This is a genomic window from Candidatus Sulfotelmatobacter sp. (assembly GCA_036500765.1).
In the GTDB taxonomy this organism is placed as follows: Bacteria; Acidobacteriota; Terriglobia; order Terriglobales; family Acidobacteriaceae; genus Sulfotelmatobacter.
Genome location: DASYBM010000004.1, coordinates 1,178,703 through 1,194,197, shown reverse-complemented (window position 1 = coordinate 1,194,197; position 15,495 = coordinate 1,178,703). Strand labels below are relative to the sequence as shown.

The 15,495-nt window shown below is 57.2% G+C and carries 14 protein-coding genes; 3 read left to right on the top strand and 11 right to left on the bottom strand.

What is annotated here, in order from left to right:
- Positions 1-83 precede the first annotated feature (83 nt).
- From VGM18_08110 to VGM18_08100, 3 genes are all read left to right on the top strand, one after another.
- Positions 84-983, top strand: coding sequence for a carbohydrate kinase (locus tag VGM18_08110; GenBank protein ID HEY3972954.1), 900 nt, complete (start codon positions 84-86; stop codon positions 981-983).
- Positions 984-1,125: 142 nt separating this feature from the next.
- Positions 1,126-3,375, top strand: coding sequence for an alpha-galactosidase (locus tag VGM18_08105; protein HEY3972953.1), 2,250 nt, complete (start codon positions 1,126-1,128; stop codon positions 3,373-3,375).
- Positions 3,376-3,681: 306 nt separating this feature from the next.
- A complete protein-coding gene (locus tag VGM18_08100) occupies positions 3,682-4,425 on the top strand; it encodes an ankyrin repeat domain-containing protein (protein HEY3972952.1) in 744 nt (247 codons plus the stop codon).
- Positions 4,426-4,485: 60 nt separating this feature from the next.
- Here VGM18_08100 and VGM18_08095 read toward each other — a convergent pair whose 3' ends face one another.
- From VGM18_08095 to nuoH, 11 genes are all read right to left on the bottom strand, one after another.
- A complete protein-coding gene (locus VGM18_08095; GenBank protein HEY3972951.1) occupies positions 4,486-5,433 on the bottom strand; it encodes a sugar kinase in 948 nt (315 codons plus the stop codon).
- Between the two features lie 158 nt (positions 5,434-5,591).
- Entirely contained in the window at positions 5,592-6,353 is a 762-nt protein-coding gene (gene agaR, locus VGM18_08090; protein HEY3972950.1) for a transcriptional repressor AgaR, read from the bottom strand.
- Positions 6,354-6,587: 234 nt separating this feature from the next.
- Positions 6,588-6,860, bottom strand: coding sequence for a hypothetical protein (locus VGM18_08085; GenBank protein ID HEY3972949.1), 273 nt, complete (start codon positions 6,858-6,860; stop codon positions 6,588-6,590).
- Positions 6,860-7,894: a 3-deoxy-7-phosphoheptulonate synthase gene (gene aroF / locus VGM18_08080; GenBank protein HEY3972948.1), complete on the bottom strand. Its 1,035-nt coding sequence runs from the start codon at positions 7,892-7,894 to the stop codon at positions 6,860-6,862. The genes VGM18_08085 and aroF overlap by 1 nt, the downstream gene beginning before the upstream one ends.
- 235 nt (positions 7,895-8,129) lie before the next feature.
- Positions 8,130-8,294, bottom strand: coding sequence for a hypothetical protein (locus VGM18_08075; GenBank protein HEY3972947.1), 165 nt, complete (start codon positions 8,292-8,294; stop codon positions 8,130-8,132).
- 125 nt (positions 8,295-8,419) lie between these two features.
- Positions 8,420-9,994 carry an NADH-quinone oxidoreductase subunit N gene (locus tag VGM18_08070; GenBank protein HEY3972946.1) on the bottom strand — a complete coding sequence of 525 codons (1,575 nt, stop codon included), beginning with the start codon at positions 9,992-9,994 and terminating at the stop codon, positions 8,420-8,422.
- On the bottom strand, positions 9,991-11,508 hold the full coding sequence (locus tag VGM18_08065; protein ID HEY3972945.1) for an NADH-quinone oxidoreductase subunit M: 1,518 nt from the start codon (positions 11,506-11,508) through the stop codon (positions 9,991-9,993). Before VGM18_08065 ends, VGM18_08070 begins: the two co-directional genes overlap by 4 nt.
- Positions 11,509-11,533: 25 nt before the next feature.
- Entirely contained in the window at positions 11,534-13,483 is a 1,950-nt protein-coding gene (gene nuoL, locus VGM18_08060; GenBank protein ID HEY3972944.1) for an NADH-quinone oxidoreductase subunit L, read from the bottom strand.
- A 10-nt stretch (positions 13,484-13,493) separates the two neighbouring features.
- The gene (gene nuoK / locus VGM18_08055; GenBank protein HEY3972943.1) at positions 13,494-13,796 is read right to left on the bottom strand and encodes an NADH-quinone oxidoreductase subunit NuoK; all 303 of its coding nucleotides are present in this window, start codon (positions 13,794-13,796) and stop codon (positions 13,494-13,496) included.
- Positions 13,796-14,320: an NADH-quinone oxidoreductase subunit J gene (locus VGM18_08050; protein HEY3972942.1), complete on the bottom strand. Its 525-nt coding sequence runs from the start codon at positions 14,318-14,320 to the stop codon at positions 13,796-13,798. The genes nuoK and VGM18_08050 overlap by 1 nt, the downstream gene beginning before the upstream one ends.
- Positions 14,321-14,435: 115 nt before the next feature.
- Positions 14,436-15,473, bottom strand: coding sequence for an NADH-quinone oxidoreductase subunit NuoH (nuoH, locus tag VGM18_08045; protein ID HEY3972941.1), 1,038 nt, complete (start codon positions 15,471-15,473; stop codon positions 14,436-14,438).
- Positions 15,474-15,495 lie beyond the last annotated feature (22 nt).

Here is a 15,495-nt window from a genome sequence, read left to right as displayed (position 1 = left end):
ACAGAGGGATTCCTTCGGGGATCCCTCTTTTTACAGGCACGCGACGTAAACGTTTTCGCCACGAAGCCTTCAGGTGATTCGTCATGAAGAAGAAAGTCGTAGGCCTCGGCGAAGTTCTCTGGGATCTGTTGCCGGAGCGGACTTGTCTGGGCGGAGCGCCGGCGAACTTTGCCTACATCACGACGCTGATGGGCGATCAGGGGATTGTGGCGAGCCGCGTGGGCGAGGATTCGCGCGGACTCGAAGCGCTACGGCGACTGGAGGAACTGGGACTCGACATCGATCACGTGCAGACCGACCCTTTACATCCCACCGGCACCGTGAAAGTGGAACTTGACGCCAAGGGAGTCGCGCGCTTTGAGATTGCGGATCCGGTGGCCTGGGATTTTTTAGACTGGACGCCGGATTGGCGACTTCTGGCCGAAAGCGCAGACGCAATTTGTTTTGGATCGCTGGCGCAACGGTCGGAAGAGAGCCGGGCAACGATTAGGCATTTTCTCGGCGCCACCTCGCCCGGTGCGGTGAAAGTTTTCGACGTCAACCTGCGCCAGTGTTATCACTCGCAGGAAGTTCTGGCGGAATCGATGCGGCTGGCAGACATCGTGAAGCTGAATGACGAGGAACTGCCGAAGATCATGAGCCTGGAAAAAGTTCCGCACAAAGAGGCGTTGACATCGGCGCAGTGGTTGATCGGCGAGTATGATCTGAAAATGGTCTGCATCACCCGGGGCTCGCGCGGCAGTTTGCTGGTGCGCGGCGGGGATTGGGCCGAGCATGCGGGGTTCCGCGTGCGCGTGGCGGATACCGTGGGATCGGGAGACGCGTTCACGGCGGGCTTAGTACACGAGTATTTGCATGGTGCGTCGCTGGACTTGATGAACGAAGTGGCGAATCTCGTGGGAGCCTGGGTAGCGAGTGAAGTGGGCGCAATGCCTACGCCCAAGCGCGGAGCGCTCGAACACTCGCTGGCCGAGATTCGGTAGCGCTCATTTGCTCCCCACCGCCCGAGACACGGGAGCCTCGCCATTGCCCCTCCTCGAGCAAAAAGACCAGAGTTCAGCGGTTGCTGATATAGTTACGAAAGATTGTGTTTGCTTTCGTTCCACGTCGGCCTGAAAGGGAACCATGAAGCGCAACGGGCGGGGCAGCTTTCCTCAATCGTATTCTTCCATTCTTGTACTGATGCTGGCCGGGTTTGCCGGGCTCATGCTCAGCTGCACGAAGGTGTCGGTGCAGCCGAAAGCGCCGCCGTCGCGCCCTTCCTACATTAATGTCGAAGTGCGCGATGGAGGGCCAGTCGTGATAACCACGAGCGCGGCCGAGTTTCAGATTTTGCCTTCCGGTTTCTTGCAGGCCAGTCTTTTGAAAGATGGTAAACACCTGACGCTCGACGAGCCGAATGTGGGATCGACGGGGGGCAGCGACTCGATCATCCTCGCGGGCAAGGAACTGGATTTCGTTCCGGACTTTTCTGCGGCGAAGGTTCTCGAAAGCAACGGCAAGCTGGGACGTGGAAAGCGTGTGGAAATTCCGGCGCACCCTCTCGCGCCATCCGGAGTAGCCATCGATCGCATGCTCGTCGTGGAAGCATATGACGACTTTCCGAATATCGCCCTGGTGAGCAGTACGTACAAGAATGTAGGAACAACCGATATACCGATCGAACAGGTATGGATGCAGCAGCATCGCCTAAATGCCAGGCAGGTCGATTCCAAAGCGGAGCCCTACGACATGTGGTCGTTTCAGGGATCGAGTTACGAGTGGGGCAAAGATGACGTTGTGAAGCTGACGCGGACTTCGTCGCAGCCGAATGCGATGGGTGAGATGGTGAAAGGCGGCTACGGGGGCGGGATTCCGGTGGTCGCGTTCTGGACGGCGCAAGTGGGTGAGGCGATTGGGCACGTTGAGACGCTGCCGTGGACATTGTCGATGCCGGTGAAAGCTGAGAAGGACGGTCGCATTTCGGCGAGTGTTGAGATTCCGGTGAATGCGACGCTGAAGCCGGGAGAGAGTTATTCGTCACCGCGCAGTTTCGTTTCTGTATATGCGGGAGACTACTACGAGCCGCTGCGAATTTGGTCGAGCGTGCTGCAAAAAGAAGGATGGGAAATTCCCAAGCCGTCGAGCGAAGCTTATAACGTGAGCTGGTGCGGATGGGGCTACGAGTTCAACGTGACGCCGGCGCAGATGCTGGGCACGGTGCCGAAGTTGAAGGAACTCGGCATCAAGTGGGCGACCCTCGACGATCGTTGGTTCGATACGTATGGCGACTGGAATCCGCGGGCCGATACGTTTCCCGGAGATTCGATCAAGAAGATGGTCGATGATTTTCATAAACAAGGCATACTCGCGCAGTTGTGGTGGCTGCCGATTGCGGTAGAGGATGGCCAGGGGAAATATGAATCGCACAAGTATGCTATGTCGCAGGTGGTCAAGGAACATCCGGAGTGGTTGATTCTCGATAAGAATGGAAAGCATGCGCGGATCACACGCGATCTCGCGGCGCTCGATCCGTCGCTGCCGGAGGTGCAGGCTTACTATAAGCAGCTCACGGAGAAATTTATTCGCGACTGGGGATTTGACGGATCGAAGCTCGACAACATTTACAGCGTGCCGGCGTGCTATAACCCGGCGCATCATCACAAGTCGCCGCAGGAGTCGGTGAACGCGATGGGCGAAGTGTACAAGACGATTTTTGAGACGACGCGGGCGATCAAGCCGGAGAGCGTGACCCAGGCGTGTCCGTGCGGGACGCCGCCGTCGCTGGCCTGGCTGCCGTTTATCGATCAGGCGGTGACGGCCGATCCGGTGGGCGCGGCGCAGGTACGGCGGCGCATCAAGATGTATAAGGCGCTGCTGGGGCCGGAGTCGGCGGTGTATGGCGATCATGTGGAGCTTTCGTCCATGACTCCCACGGGCGGAGGGAATTGGAGTGAACACGGAGAAGACTTCGCGTCGACGCTGGGAACGGGCGGCGTGCCCGGTACGAAATTTGTGTGGCCCGATCCGGGCGCGAAGTTCAAGCCGGTCGCGCTGACAGCCGAGAAAGAGGAGCGCTGGAAAAAATGGATTGGCCTCTACAACGAGAAGATGCTCTCGAAGGGCGAGTTCCGCGATCTGTATGTCTACGGGTATGACGTGCCTGAGGGATATGCGATTGAGAAAGACGGCAAGATGTATTACGCGTTCTTCACGGGCGAGGGCGCGGCGTTCAATGGCGAGGTGGAACTGCGCGGGTTGAAGGCGGGTTCGTATCACGTCGTAGATTATGCGGATGGAAAAGACCTGGGTGCGGTGCAGGCCGACGCGGGAGGCGTGGCAAAGTTGAAGACGGAGTTCAAGGAGCATTTGCTGCTCGAGGTGAGTGGGAAGTAGCGGATCGAGCTAGAGGTTTTGAGTGTAAATGGTGTTTACGACATTCGCCCGATACTGCTACGATTGCCGGGTTCCATCGCAGCCTGTTCATTACCGCAATGCACCGTTTATTTCCGCGATTCCGAGCAGTAGCAGCCCTTCTCATTGCTTCCTTCGCGCATAGTCAGACTACTGATTCAGTCTTCCTCCGAGGCCAACTAAAGATAAATGGCGACACCGCCAGCCTGACGGTTGATTCGGATCACTCCAAACTCGGAATCACTAACCCTGAAGTGGTTCGATCGGGAAAAGAATCGAGAAGTTGTATTGCATGCCATCTCAACGAAAGACGGGATTCGTGTCATTTCGTCCGCGTCGATTGACGATCAAAACAAACCTGACGATTTTTCGTTTGCGGCCATCGTCGCTGAGCGTAAGGACGCTGCGATGGTCGAGCGCCTTCTACAACTTGGAGCAAACCCCAATGCAAAGACTCAGGAGGGAATCCCGGCCCTTGTTGCGGCGATGCACATGGGGGACCAAACTCTGATGCCGGTTACGGGGTTTGATCCCAGCGTCGAGATCACTACTCTTTTGCTCAATCACGGTGCGAGCGCGGACGCACTGAACAAGAACTGGCAAACCCCTTTGATGGCGGCGGCATGCTTTGGAGATGAAAAGCTAGTCAAACTTCTGATAGACCACAAAGCAAACGTGAACATAGGAAATCGATTTGGCATGACCGCTCTCATGTACGCTAGGAGCTTTGCTAAAGTCAGAATGCTCATTGCTGCTGGGGCCTCCGTCAACGACAAGAACATCACGGGAGAAACGGCCCTCTATTACTCTACACAGCGTGCCGATCCAGATGCGGTGAAGGCATTGATTGAAGCAGGAGCCAACGTAAATGCGAAAAACGATAAGAACATGTCTGCGCTGCATCTGGCTCGGCTCGAACTAGCCGCGGACAGGTCTTCGTCGAGGCAGAGCCGTGGTCCGGAACATGAAAAACAGGTTGAAAATGTAATTGACCTTTTGGTTGCGGCTGGGGCCTTGCCCGATCCCCAATAATTTCGCTGTTGCCTTTGGCTGTGCGAAATCTCGCCATTACGCCCATTTGAGTCGGCGCAACTATGCGCCGCGCTCGGCGAGGAATTTCTTGCGGTGTTCTGCGTCGCGGAAGGCTTCGGTGCCGCCGGGGCGGGTGGTCGAGAAGGCTCCGGCTAGATTTCCACTTTTCAGGCATGTAGGCAGGTCTGCGCCACGGACATATTCATGCAGGAAGCCGGCATCGAAGCTGTCGCCGGCACCGACGGTGTCTACCGGCACGACTGGCTCCGACGGGACGGTGATGCGTTCTGCGCCGCGCTGAGCCAGGGCTCCCTTCGGACCTAGCTTTACTACTACCAGCGGCACCAGCTTCGAAAGTTTCTTGATCGCAACTTCCAAGTCTTCGGTTCCGGCCGCTTTGCAGGCTTCGCGTTCGTTGGGAAGGAAGACGTCGACGTGGCGCAGGACTTCTTGCAGGCCGCCTTCCCCTTTGGCTTCCCATTTATCTTCGGGATCATCGTTGGTGTCGAGAGAAATCATTAGGCCTTTCGATTTCAGATGTTGAAATAGTTCGGTGACGTGCGGGCGTAGGGCGCGCTGCAAATAGTACGACGATAGATGGAAGTGGCGCGAGTCGGCGAGGTAGTCGAGGTCGAGATGCTGCCAGGACGTTTCCGCGATCGTTCCCGCGTAAGTGAGAATGTTGCGCCACTGCTCGTGATGGAGGATCACGGTTAGTCCCGTGGTGGTTGAGCCGGGGACGCGGCGGACTTGCGATACGTCGACGCCGCTTTGTTGCAGGCGATCGAGAGCGATTTGTCCGAGGGGATCGTCGCCGATTAAGGATTGAAATCCGACGCGGCTGCCGAGTGCGGCCAGGTTATGCGCGACGATCGCCGAGGAGGAGCCGAGGGTGAGCATCATGTGGCTAGCGAGCAGTTCGCGCTCGGGCGGGAGTTGCTCGGGAAGGCCGTAGAGAATCAGGTCGAGGTTGAGTTCGCCGGCGATGGTGACGTCGAAACGAGGCATGGGTACTTGGTGCGTGTAAGAATGCCTTGCAACAGCAACGGAACGGCGGAGTTGCAGGGGTCCTTCGACTGCGCTCGTCGGTTCGCTTCGCTCACCGACGCGCTCGCTCAGGATGAAAAACTATTTGTAATTTAACCCAAACTGACGAATGAGCTTTCTCACACCAGCGTGACTTCGATTCCGGCTTGTTTCAGGGCGCGGACGGCGGACCTGGGAGCGCCGCGGTCGGTGATCACTTCGTGCAGCGCCGAAGGCGGAGCGATCAGGCTCAGGCTGCGGCGGCCAAATTTGCTGGCATCGCAGACGGCCACGGTTTTCCTGGCGACTTCGACCATCACGCGATTCACTTTCGCTTCCAGAAGGTTGGGCGTGCTTAATCCGTAGTGGACGTCGAAGCCATCTACGCCCAGAAATAAAAGATCGGCGCTGAGGCGGCGCAGGGTTTCCTCGGCGATGGGGCCGACGAGCGAAAAAGAATTCTTGCGCAGCGTGCCGCCGGTCAGAATCACTTCGACTGCTGTGCCAGCGAGTTCCGCGGCGATGTTGACGGCATTCGTAATGATGGTGAGGTTCTTGAAATTGCGCAGGGCGCGGGCGATCGCGGTGGTCGTGGTGCCGGAGTCGAGAATCAGCACCTGACCTTCTTTTACTTTTTCAGCGGCGCTGTCCGCGATACGCATTTTTTCCTGGTGGTGCAGCTTTTCTTTTTCGCGCAGCGTGGGGTCTTCGAGCGCTCCGTCGCGGGAAGGGAGTGCGCCACCATGAGTGCGGTGCACCAGGCCGTGAGCGTGCAGGATTTCGAGATCCTTCCGAATCGTAACCTGCGAGGTTTCGAATTGGCGGGCAAGTTCGGTGACGAGAACCCGGCCCTGATGGGTGAGTTGATCGAGAATGGCGCGGCGACGTTCTTCGTTTAGCACGGGAATATAGCTTGCGGCGAATCATACCGCATCGGACGACGCCGCGAGGCTGGCTTTCTTTTTATAGCGTTTCGTTTCGTTTGTCCACTGGAAACAGCTGTCAGCTCTCAGCCGTCAGCTTTCAGCTGGACTTTCAGATTATCAGCCTCGGAACGAGCGCAAAAAGTCAGAGGGGTTTTATGGGGTTGATTTGGCCGACAGCGGACAGCTGACTGATTTCTCTTCTCGGGATTGCTAGAGTTTCTTGCGAAGAAATTCGAAAGCGAAATAGCCGAGTAGCGCCGCTATCGCGGCGATTTCGAAGTTGGACAGAGTCAGCACATCGCGGAGTGCCCAAGCCCAACCTTTTTTCTGTCCCATCCCAGACCGTTCGAACTCTCCCATCAGGAGATTGGAATAAAACAGGAAAACGATGAATGCCACTTCGACGACAGCTCTCCAGACATTCTTTTTCACGTACAGAAGCTCCTGTTCCATCCAGATTCCAGCGCGGTCCGTGACTGCCACTACAACGCTGCCGGCAGGGCAGCGGGCAGGCTGGCAGTCTGCCGCAGCGGCTCCGCCAGGGAGCGCATAACCTTGCCGAAACCGGCGAAGTCGAGCGACTGCGGACCATCGGAGAGAGCGCGCTCCGGGCAGGGATGAACTTCAATGATCAATCCATCCGCGCCGACAGCAACCGCCGCACGGGATACAGCTGCGATCAAACTTTGCTTGCCGGTGCCGTGCGAAGGATCCGCAATTACGGGCAGGTGCGAAAGATCGCGGGCCAACGCGACCGCCGCGAGGTCGATGGTATTGCGCATCTCAGTTTCAAAGGTCTTAATTCCGCGCTCGCACAAGACAACTTGCTGATTGCCGCCCGAGAGCAGGTACTCGGCGGCAAGCAGCCATTCTTTCACCGTGGCAGACGGCCCACGCTTCAGCAGGATCGGCTTGCTGACCGTGGCGAGACGGCGCAGCAGAGCGAAATTCTGCATGTTGCGCGCACCCACTTGCAGCATGTCCACATGTTCGCAAATTATGTCGATATCTTCGGTGCTCATCACTTCGGTGACCACGGGCAGTCCGGTTTCTTCGCGAGCGGCACGCAGAATTTTCAGCGCCTCGAGGCCGAGGCCCTGAAAATCGTACGGTGAAGTGCGTGGTTTGTACGCACCGCCACGCAGCATCGCGGCTCCGGCTCGTTTTACGGCGTGGGCCGTGTCGAACAACTGCGCGCGCGATTCAACCGAACACGGGCCGGCGATGACGACGACTTCAGGACCACCGATGGCAACGCCATTGATGTTTACGACGGTGCGTTCGGGCCTGACCTGGCGGCTGACCAGTTTGAAGGGTTGAGCGATCGCGACCACGTTGTCCACGCCGGGAGCAACTTGCAGCGCTTCGATCTCGTGCCTGCGTCCGCTACCGACGGCGGCGACAATGGTGCGCTCGGTGCCGCGTGTGACGTGGGGCTGGTAGCCAGCTTCGCGGATTCGTTCAATGACATGATTGATTTCCTGCTCGGTGGCTTTCTCTGACATGTTGACGATCATGGCTGGCTCTCCTTGGTGGACTCGTTGGCGTAAAACAAAAGCCGCGATCTCTCGATCGCGGCTGCGGTGGAAGCTTGTCGTTCAGGTAGCCGTTAGTGGCTTATCCTCACTCCAAGCTGCTCCGCAGCCGCTGCTTCCGTAAACCGGAAGTAAGCGGTATACGCGGCGCCGGGAGTAAATCGTGTCATAGAGAATCTCGGTCTAGCACAAATTCGATGGAACAGAATGGCGCCAGTTATTGGAGAGAGCTGGCAACGCTTGAGAATGCATTATTGGCGTTCGATCCGATCAAGCGGACCGTTCCCACCACCAGAACTAGGATGACCGCCAACATTACTGCGTACTCGGCGATGTCTTGTCCCGCATCTTCCGACCAAAGCTGATGCATCAATTTAGACATTTGATTTCCTCCAGGCCGCTGTCTGTTCCTCGAGAGGGAAGGACATGAGCTGAAACGTGTGCACACATGATGCATGCGGGTGCAGCCTCTTGTCAATCCGGGACGCACGATTTTTCGCGGAAAAATCAGCGCCCTGAAACGCGCGCTGGGGGCGGGTTTTGCCTGGCCTGTGCGGAGTCAGCGGGCAATTGCGGAGGACGCAACTCCTGCGCGGACTGTTGCGCGTATTGCAGGACCTGATTGGGCAGGATGCCAAGATAAAGCGTGGCCAGAATGGTGATCGCGAGCGCGAGGCCGAGTCCAAAAGGAACCGGACCGACTAGGACGGGCTTACGTGATTCCCGCATGTACATCGCGACCACAACGCGGAGATAGTAGTAAGCGCCGATGGCGCTGTTTACCACGCCGATGAGGGTGAGCCAAATCAAGTTCGATTTCACCGCCGCGCTGAAAACGTAGAACTTGGCGAAAAAGCCTCCCGTCATCGGGATGCCGATCAGCGAGAGCAGAAAAATTGTGAGTGTAACTGCCAGCAGTGGAGAGGTACGGCCCAAACCTTCATAGTCTTCGAGGGTCACGTAGCGCTCGCCGGCGTTGGCGAAGTGGCTGACCACCGCGAACGCGCCCACGTTCATGGCGGCGTAGGAAGCGGTGTAAAACATGGCCGCGGAAATTCCGGCAGCGGAGTTGTCCGAGGCGGTCATCGCGAACGCCACCAGAACATATCCGGCATGGGCAATTGAAGAGTAAGCCAGCAGACGCTTAATATTCGTCTGCACGAGCGCGCCTATATTGCCCAGCGTCATGGAGAAAGCCGCCGCCACCCAGATGGGCCAATAGCGGCCAGGGGCATTGATGGTGAATACAACGCGCAGCAGAACGGCGAAAGCTGCCGCTTTGGGTGCGGTCGACATGAAGCCGACGACGGGAGCGGGCGCACCTTCGTAAACGTCGGGCGTCCAGATATGGAATGGCGCAGCAGCCACTTTGAATCCAAGGCCGACGAACATTAGTGCCATAGCCACATAGACGAGCACTTCGACAGGACCGGCTTGCAGCTTCTGGCTGATGAGGGCAATGTTCGTGGATCCCGTGGCGCCGAACATGAGCGCCACGCCATAAAGGAAAAAAGCGGTCGCGAAAGAGCCGAGAAGAAAATACTTGAGCGACGATTCCGCGCTCGAGGCCTCGCTGCGACGGAATCCTGCGAGGATGTAAGTGGAAATTGAAGAGATTTCCAGACCGATAAAAATTAAAACCAGTTCAATGGCCGAGGACATCAGAGCCATGCCGACCGTGCCGAAAAGAACGAGTGCGTAATACTCGCCCGCGCGAATCTTTTGCACCGCCATGTACTCGAACGAACTGAGGATCACGACGGCAGCGATCGCAATGATCAGAAAATGGAAGAATACGCTGAAGGAATCGACCTTCACCATGTTGGAAAATGCGAGGCCGGGAAAATGCGCCATATAGTACGTCGCGAGAAGCGCGGCGACCGCGCCGCCGAGCCCCAGAAAACCCAGCAACTTCTGGCTCTTTTCTTCGTCAACCAGAGGATCGAGAAGCATGACCAAGATGCCGAAGGCGGAGAGAATCAGTTCGGGCAGAACGCGGATATAATCGACGCCTTGCGGAATCGTCTGCGGAACCGACGGAGGGATTGGCAATGTCGTTTGGAGTAAGGCGAGTGCCGTCATTGGCCCACCACCTTGCTGACTACCTGCGTGAACGGAGTGAGCGCGGCCTGCACGGCAGGATCGATGGCGCCCAGCCACAAAATCGGAGCCACGCCCATCGCCAGCGCGGCTGCTGCGCAAGGCCATACGGCCGCCTTCTCGAAGCCGATCATGTCGCCCATGGAATTATTGATGGGATTCGTCACCTTGCCATAGAACACGCGCTGGTACATCCACAGCAGATAGGCCGCGCTCCAGACGATGCCGGTTGCGCCGAGAATTCCGTAGATAGCTTTGTCCTGAAATGCCCCGCTCAGCACCAGGAATTCGCCGATAAAGCCGTTGAGCAATGGAAGTCCGACCGAAGCCAGAACGATGAACAGATACGAGGCTGCGTAAATCGGCGTGATGGAAGCGAGGCCGCCGAATTCCGAAATTTCATAAGTGTGGCGCCGTTCGTGGAGAATGCCGGCCAGCATGAAAAGCCCGCCGGTCGAAACTCCGTGAGCCAGCATGACGAACATGGCGCCATTCAGTCCAGTTTGCGTGAAGCTGAAGATGCCGAGCACCACGAAGCCCAGATGGCTGACGGAAGAGTACGCGATCAGCTTCTTCATGTTGGGCTGCACCATCGCTACCAGTGCGCCATAAATGATCCCGATAAGGGCAAGGATCATGATCCATGAAGCGTTGTGGCGGGCTTGCTCGGGAAACAGGCCGAGGTTGAAGCGCAGCATGCCGTAGGTGCCCATCTTGAGCAGAACGCCGGCCAACAGCACCGATCCCGCGGTCGGGGCTTCGACGTGCGCATCCGGCAGCCAGGTGTGGAATGGGAAGAGCGGAACCTTCACCGCGAATGCCAGGAAAAAACCAAGGAACAACCACTGTGCCGCGGCCGGGAAATTCGGTACTGCGCCGCGCGCAATCTGATCGCGGATCGTGACGAAGTCGAAGCTGCCGGTATGAGCGTACAGCCACAGAATCGCTGCCAGCATGAAAACAGACGCGATCATCGTGTACATGAAGAATTTCACGGCTGCATAGACCTTGCGCTCGTGGCCGAACACGCCGATCAGCAGGGCCATCGGAATCAGCGTGGCTTCCCAGAAGAAATAAAAGAGGAAAAGATCGAGCGAGGTAAAAACACCGATCAGCGCCGTTTCCATGATCAGCAGAAGAATGAAGAATTCCTTTACCCGGTCGTGCACAGATTTCCAGGAGATCAGCACGCACAGTGGAGTGAGGAACGTGGTGAGCACAACGAGCCACACGGAGATACCGTCGATGCCCATGTGGTAGTGAATGTTGGGAGTGGAAATCCAGGGACGATCGATCTCGTACTGAAACCCCGCCTGGGAGCGATGCAGATAGACCGGAAGGTGAAGCGAAAGCACGAAAGTTAGTAAAGAGACGACGAGCGAGAATATTCGAATATCGCGGTCACGACGCGGCAGCAGCACGAGCAGCACCGCGCCTGCGAGCGGCGCGAAAGTCACCAGCGTGAGAATTATCGAATCGAGGCTGGGGCCGTTCATCTGCCCACCTTCATCGTCCGACCGATCATTGTCCTACCCCCATCCAGATCATGAAGGCAATCATTACGGCGGCGCCGGCGGCAACCCAGCCCGCATAGGAGCGCAAATTGCCCGACTGCATGTGGCGAACTTCATCGGAGACGTGCCGCGCACCCTCGGCCGCATTGTTGACCGAGTCGTCGATCACTTTGCGGTCGACGCCCTGCCACAGAATGGCGGTCGATCCGTCGATCAACGGCTTAACGAAGAGCTTGGCGTAAAGTTCGTCAACGTAATATTTATTCAGGACCGCGGCGTAAAAGCCATTGAGCCCGTCGGCGATCTTCTGCGGAAGATACGGTTTGCTCACGTAAAGCACGTAAGCCAGAATCGCGCCCGCCAACGCGAAAAGCACGGAAAAAGCCATCAACAAGAGTTCGGTCCTCCCCGAGCCTTCGGTCATGGCGCGGGGAAATTCATGGCCAAATACCGGATCGAGGAAATGCTCGAAACCATTGCGAATTCCGACCAGACCTCCGACTGTCGATAGGATCGCGAGAATCATCAGCGGCCCGAGCATTACCCAGGGGCTTTCATGCGGCTCGCCATGGCCGTGATCGCCCTGCGCGTGGAAGGCGTGTCCATGTTCATCCACGTGCGCGCCCTGATAATCGCCCCAAAAAGTCATGAACAAGAGACGGAACATGTAGAACGATGTCATGAATGCGGTGATGACACCAATCACCCAGTAAATCGGATTGGACTGATACGCCTTCCAGAGGATTTCGTCTTTGCTCCAGAAGCCCGCAAATGGCGGAATTCCTGCGATGGCCAGCGTCGCGATGCCCATGGTCATGAAGGTCCACGGAATGTAGGAGCGCAGGCCGCCCATCTTGCGCATGTCCTGCTCGCCGGCCACGGCGTGGATCACCGAACCGGCGCCCAGGAATAGCAGGCCCTTGAAGAAGGCGTGCGTCATGAGGTGAAAAATTCCGGCGGAAAATGCGCCCACGCCGCACGCCATGAACATGTAGCCCAGCTGCGAGACGGTGGAGTAAGCGAGAACTTTCTTGATGTCGGTTTGCGCAATGCCGATGGTTGCGGCGAAAAATGCTGTTAGCGTTCCAATGATCGCGACTACCATCAGAGCCATTGGCGCGCGCTCGAAAATCATGTGCGAGCGCGAGACCATATAGACTCCCGCTGTCACCATGGTCGCAGCATGAATCAGCGCAGAAACTGGTGTGGGCCCCTCCATGGCATCGGGAAGCCATACGTAGAGGGGGATCTGCGCGGACTTTCCGCAAGCGCCGACCATCAGCAAAATTCCCATCGCGGTGAGAAAACCAGCGCCGGCAGTCTCCGGTGCCAACGGCTGAACTTTGGCGAATACTTCGGTGAAGGTCAGCGAGCCGAAATGCTGGATGATTAGAAAAATGCCGATAAGAAATCCGAAGTCGCCAATGCGGTTGACGATGAAAGCCTTTTTGCCGGCCGATGCCGCGGAATCTTTGGTGAACCAGAATCCGATCAGTAGATATGACGCGAGGCCCACGCCTTCCCATCCAATGAACATCATCAGATAGTTGTTGGCCAGCACCAGCGTCAACATGAAGAACATGAATAGGTTGAGATAAGTGAAGAAGCGGTAGTAGCCAGGGTCGTCCCACATGTAGCCGACGGAATAAATATGGATAAGAAATCCGACGCCAGTGACGACCAGCAGCATGATCAGCGAAAGCTGATCGAGGTAGAAGGCGAAATCAACCATAAAACTGCCGGAGCGGATCCAGTGCGCGAAGAATTCCTGATACGGAAGAGACTCGGCCGAAACGCGCAGCGCAACCGACAGCGCCCAGGCGAAGGCAGCGCCAGAAAAAAATAGCGCAATCACGCTCACCGCGGTGCGCGACGACTTCTTTCCGAGAAAGCCGTTGATCGCGGCGCCCGCCAGCGGGAGCACGGGGATCAGCCACAGATTGAGAGACGAAGTCATATTTTTAAGGTCATAGCTTGAGCAGGTTCACCTGATCCACATTCAAAGTTTCGCGCGTGCGATAAACGGCGATGATAATCGCCAGGCCGACCGCCGCTTCCGCCGCGGCCACGACCATCACGAAGAAGACGAAAACCTGCCCCGCCAGTGAATGCCAATGCGCCGCGAACGCGACGAACGAAAGATTCACGCCGTTCAGCATCAGTTCAATCGACATGAAGATGGTGATGATGTTGCGCTTGATGAGGAATCCGGTCACGCCGCAGGCGAACAGAATTCCGCTCAGCACGAGGTAATAAGAAAGAGGCACCATCAGTCCTCCACCTTGCCCACCGCCGAAGTCGCCGGTTTGCTGGCCAGCACAACAGCGCCCATGATGGCGATCAGAATCAGGACGGAAGTAATTTCAAAGGGAAGCAGGAAATCGTGAAACAGCAATCCGCCGATGGTGTTGGGATCGCCCGGCAGAGCGCCCGCTGCCACGGCTTCGGTGCCGGAATGCCGCAGAAAGACCCAGGCCAGCAGAACACTGCCCAGCAGCATTCCCGGGACGCCAAATAAAATGGCGACACGGCTGCCCTGGGTACGCTCTTCGACCCCGGCATTCAAGAGCATGATAGTGAAAACGAAGAGCACCATGATGGCGCCGGCGTAAACGATCACCTGCACCGCTGCGACGAACTCCGCACCTAATAGGAGATATTCGCCCGCCAGTGCGGCCATCACAGCAATCAGCGACAACGCGCTATTAATCGGATGTGTCTGCGCCAACAGGTTAATTGCCCCCGCCACGCAAACGGCCCCGAAAGCCAGGAACAGGATTAGGTGAATGCTCATGAATCAGGTCTCAGTTCCCAGTTCTCAGTTCTCAGTAAAGCCCGCCGGAGCGGCCACTCAGTTTGCGGCTTGTGCGCGCTGACTGAGAACCGAGGACCGAGAACTGAGAACTTCTTTACCACGCTACTGCAATCGCAGTTGCGATCAGATTTGCCAGCGACAGCGGAAGCAGAAACTTCCAGCCAAACGCCATCAACTGGTCATAACGGAAGCGCGGCAACGTGCCCCGCACCCAGATATATAAAAAGAGAAATGCGAAAACCTTCGCCGCAAACCAGAATACTGGCAGGACGGTCTGAAGAATCCTGGGGCCGAAAAGCGGGCCGTTCCATCCTCCGAAAAATAACAGCGTAGCCAGCGAGCCCACCGTGATCATGTTGGCGTACTCGGCCATGAAGAACATGGCAAATTTCATCGCGCTGTATTCCGTGTGATAGCCCGCGACCAGTTCGGTCTCGGCCTCAGGGAGATCGAATGGGATGCGGTTCGTTTCCGCGTAGGCGGCCATAAGATAACAGAAGAAGCCGATGAACTGGCCAGTGAAAATATTCCAGCGCGGAATGAATCCCCAGAAGTGTCCCTGCTGCGATTGCACAATTACGCGCAGGCTCAGGCTGCCCGACATGATCAGCACGCCCACCAAGGACAGGCCGAGAGAAATCTCGTAGCTCACCATCTGCGCGCTCGCGCGCAGGCCGCCAAGCAGAGAATACTTATTATTCGACGACCATCCGGCGAGCGCGACACCGTACACGCCGATCGAGGTGACGCCGAGAATCAGGAGCAGGCCCGTGTTCACATCGGTGATTTGCAACGGAATGCTGTAGCCGCCGATGGTGACCGAATTGCCAAACGGAATGACCGCGATGGATGTCAGCGCAAAGATGACGGCGATCAGCGGCGCCGCCAGGAACAACGGCTTGTAGACGTGAGGCGGCGTCAGGTCTTCTTTAAACAAAAACTTGATTCCGTCGGCGGCGGGTTGCAGCAGGCCGAATGGGCCGACCCGCGTGGGGCCCCAGCGATTCTGCATGTGGCCCACCACCTTGCGCTCCAGCCACACGGTGTAGGCCACGGCGGTGAGCAGCACGAACAGCACCAACCCGGACTTGATCACCGACGCAAGTATGTAGAGCCAGATGGGTAACGTCAAGCCTTGCTTCCTCTCTTACTCG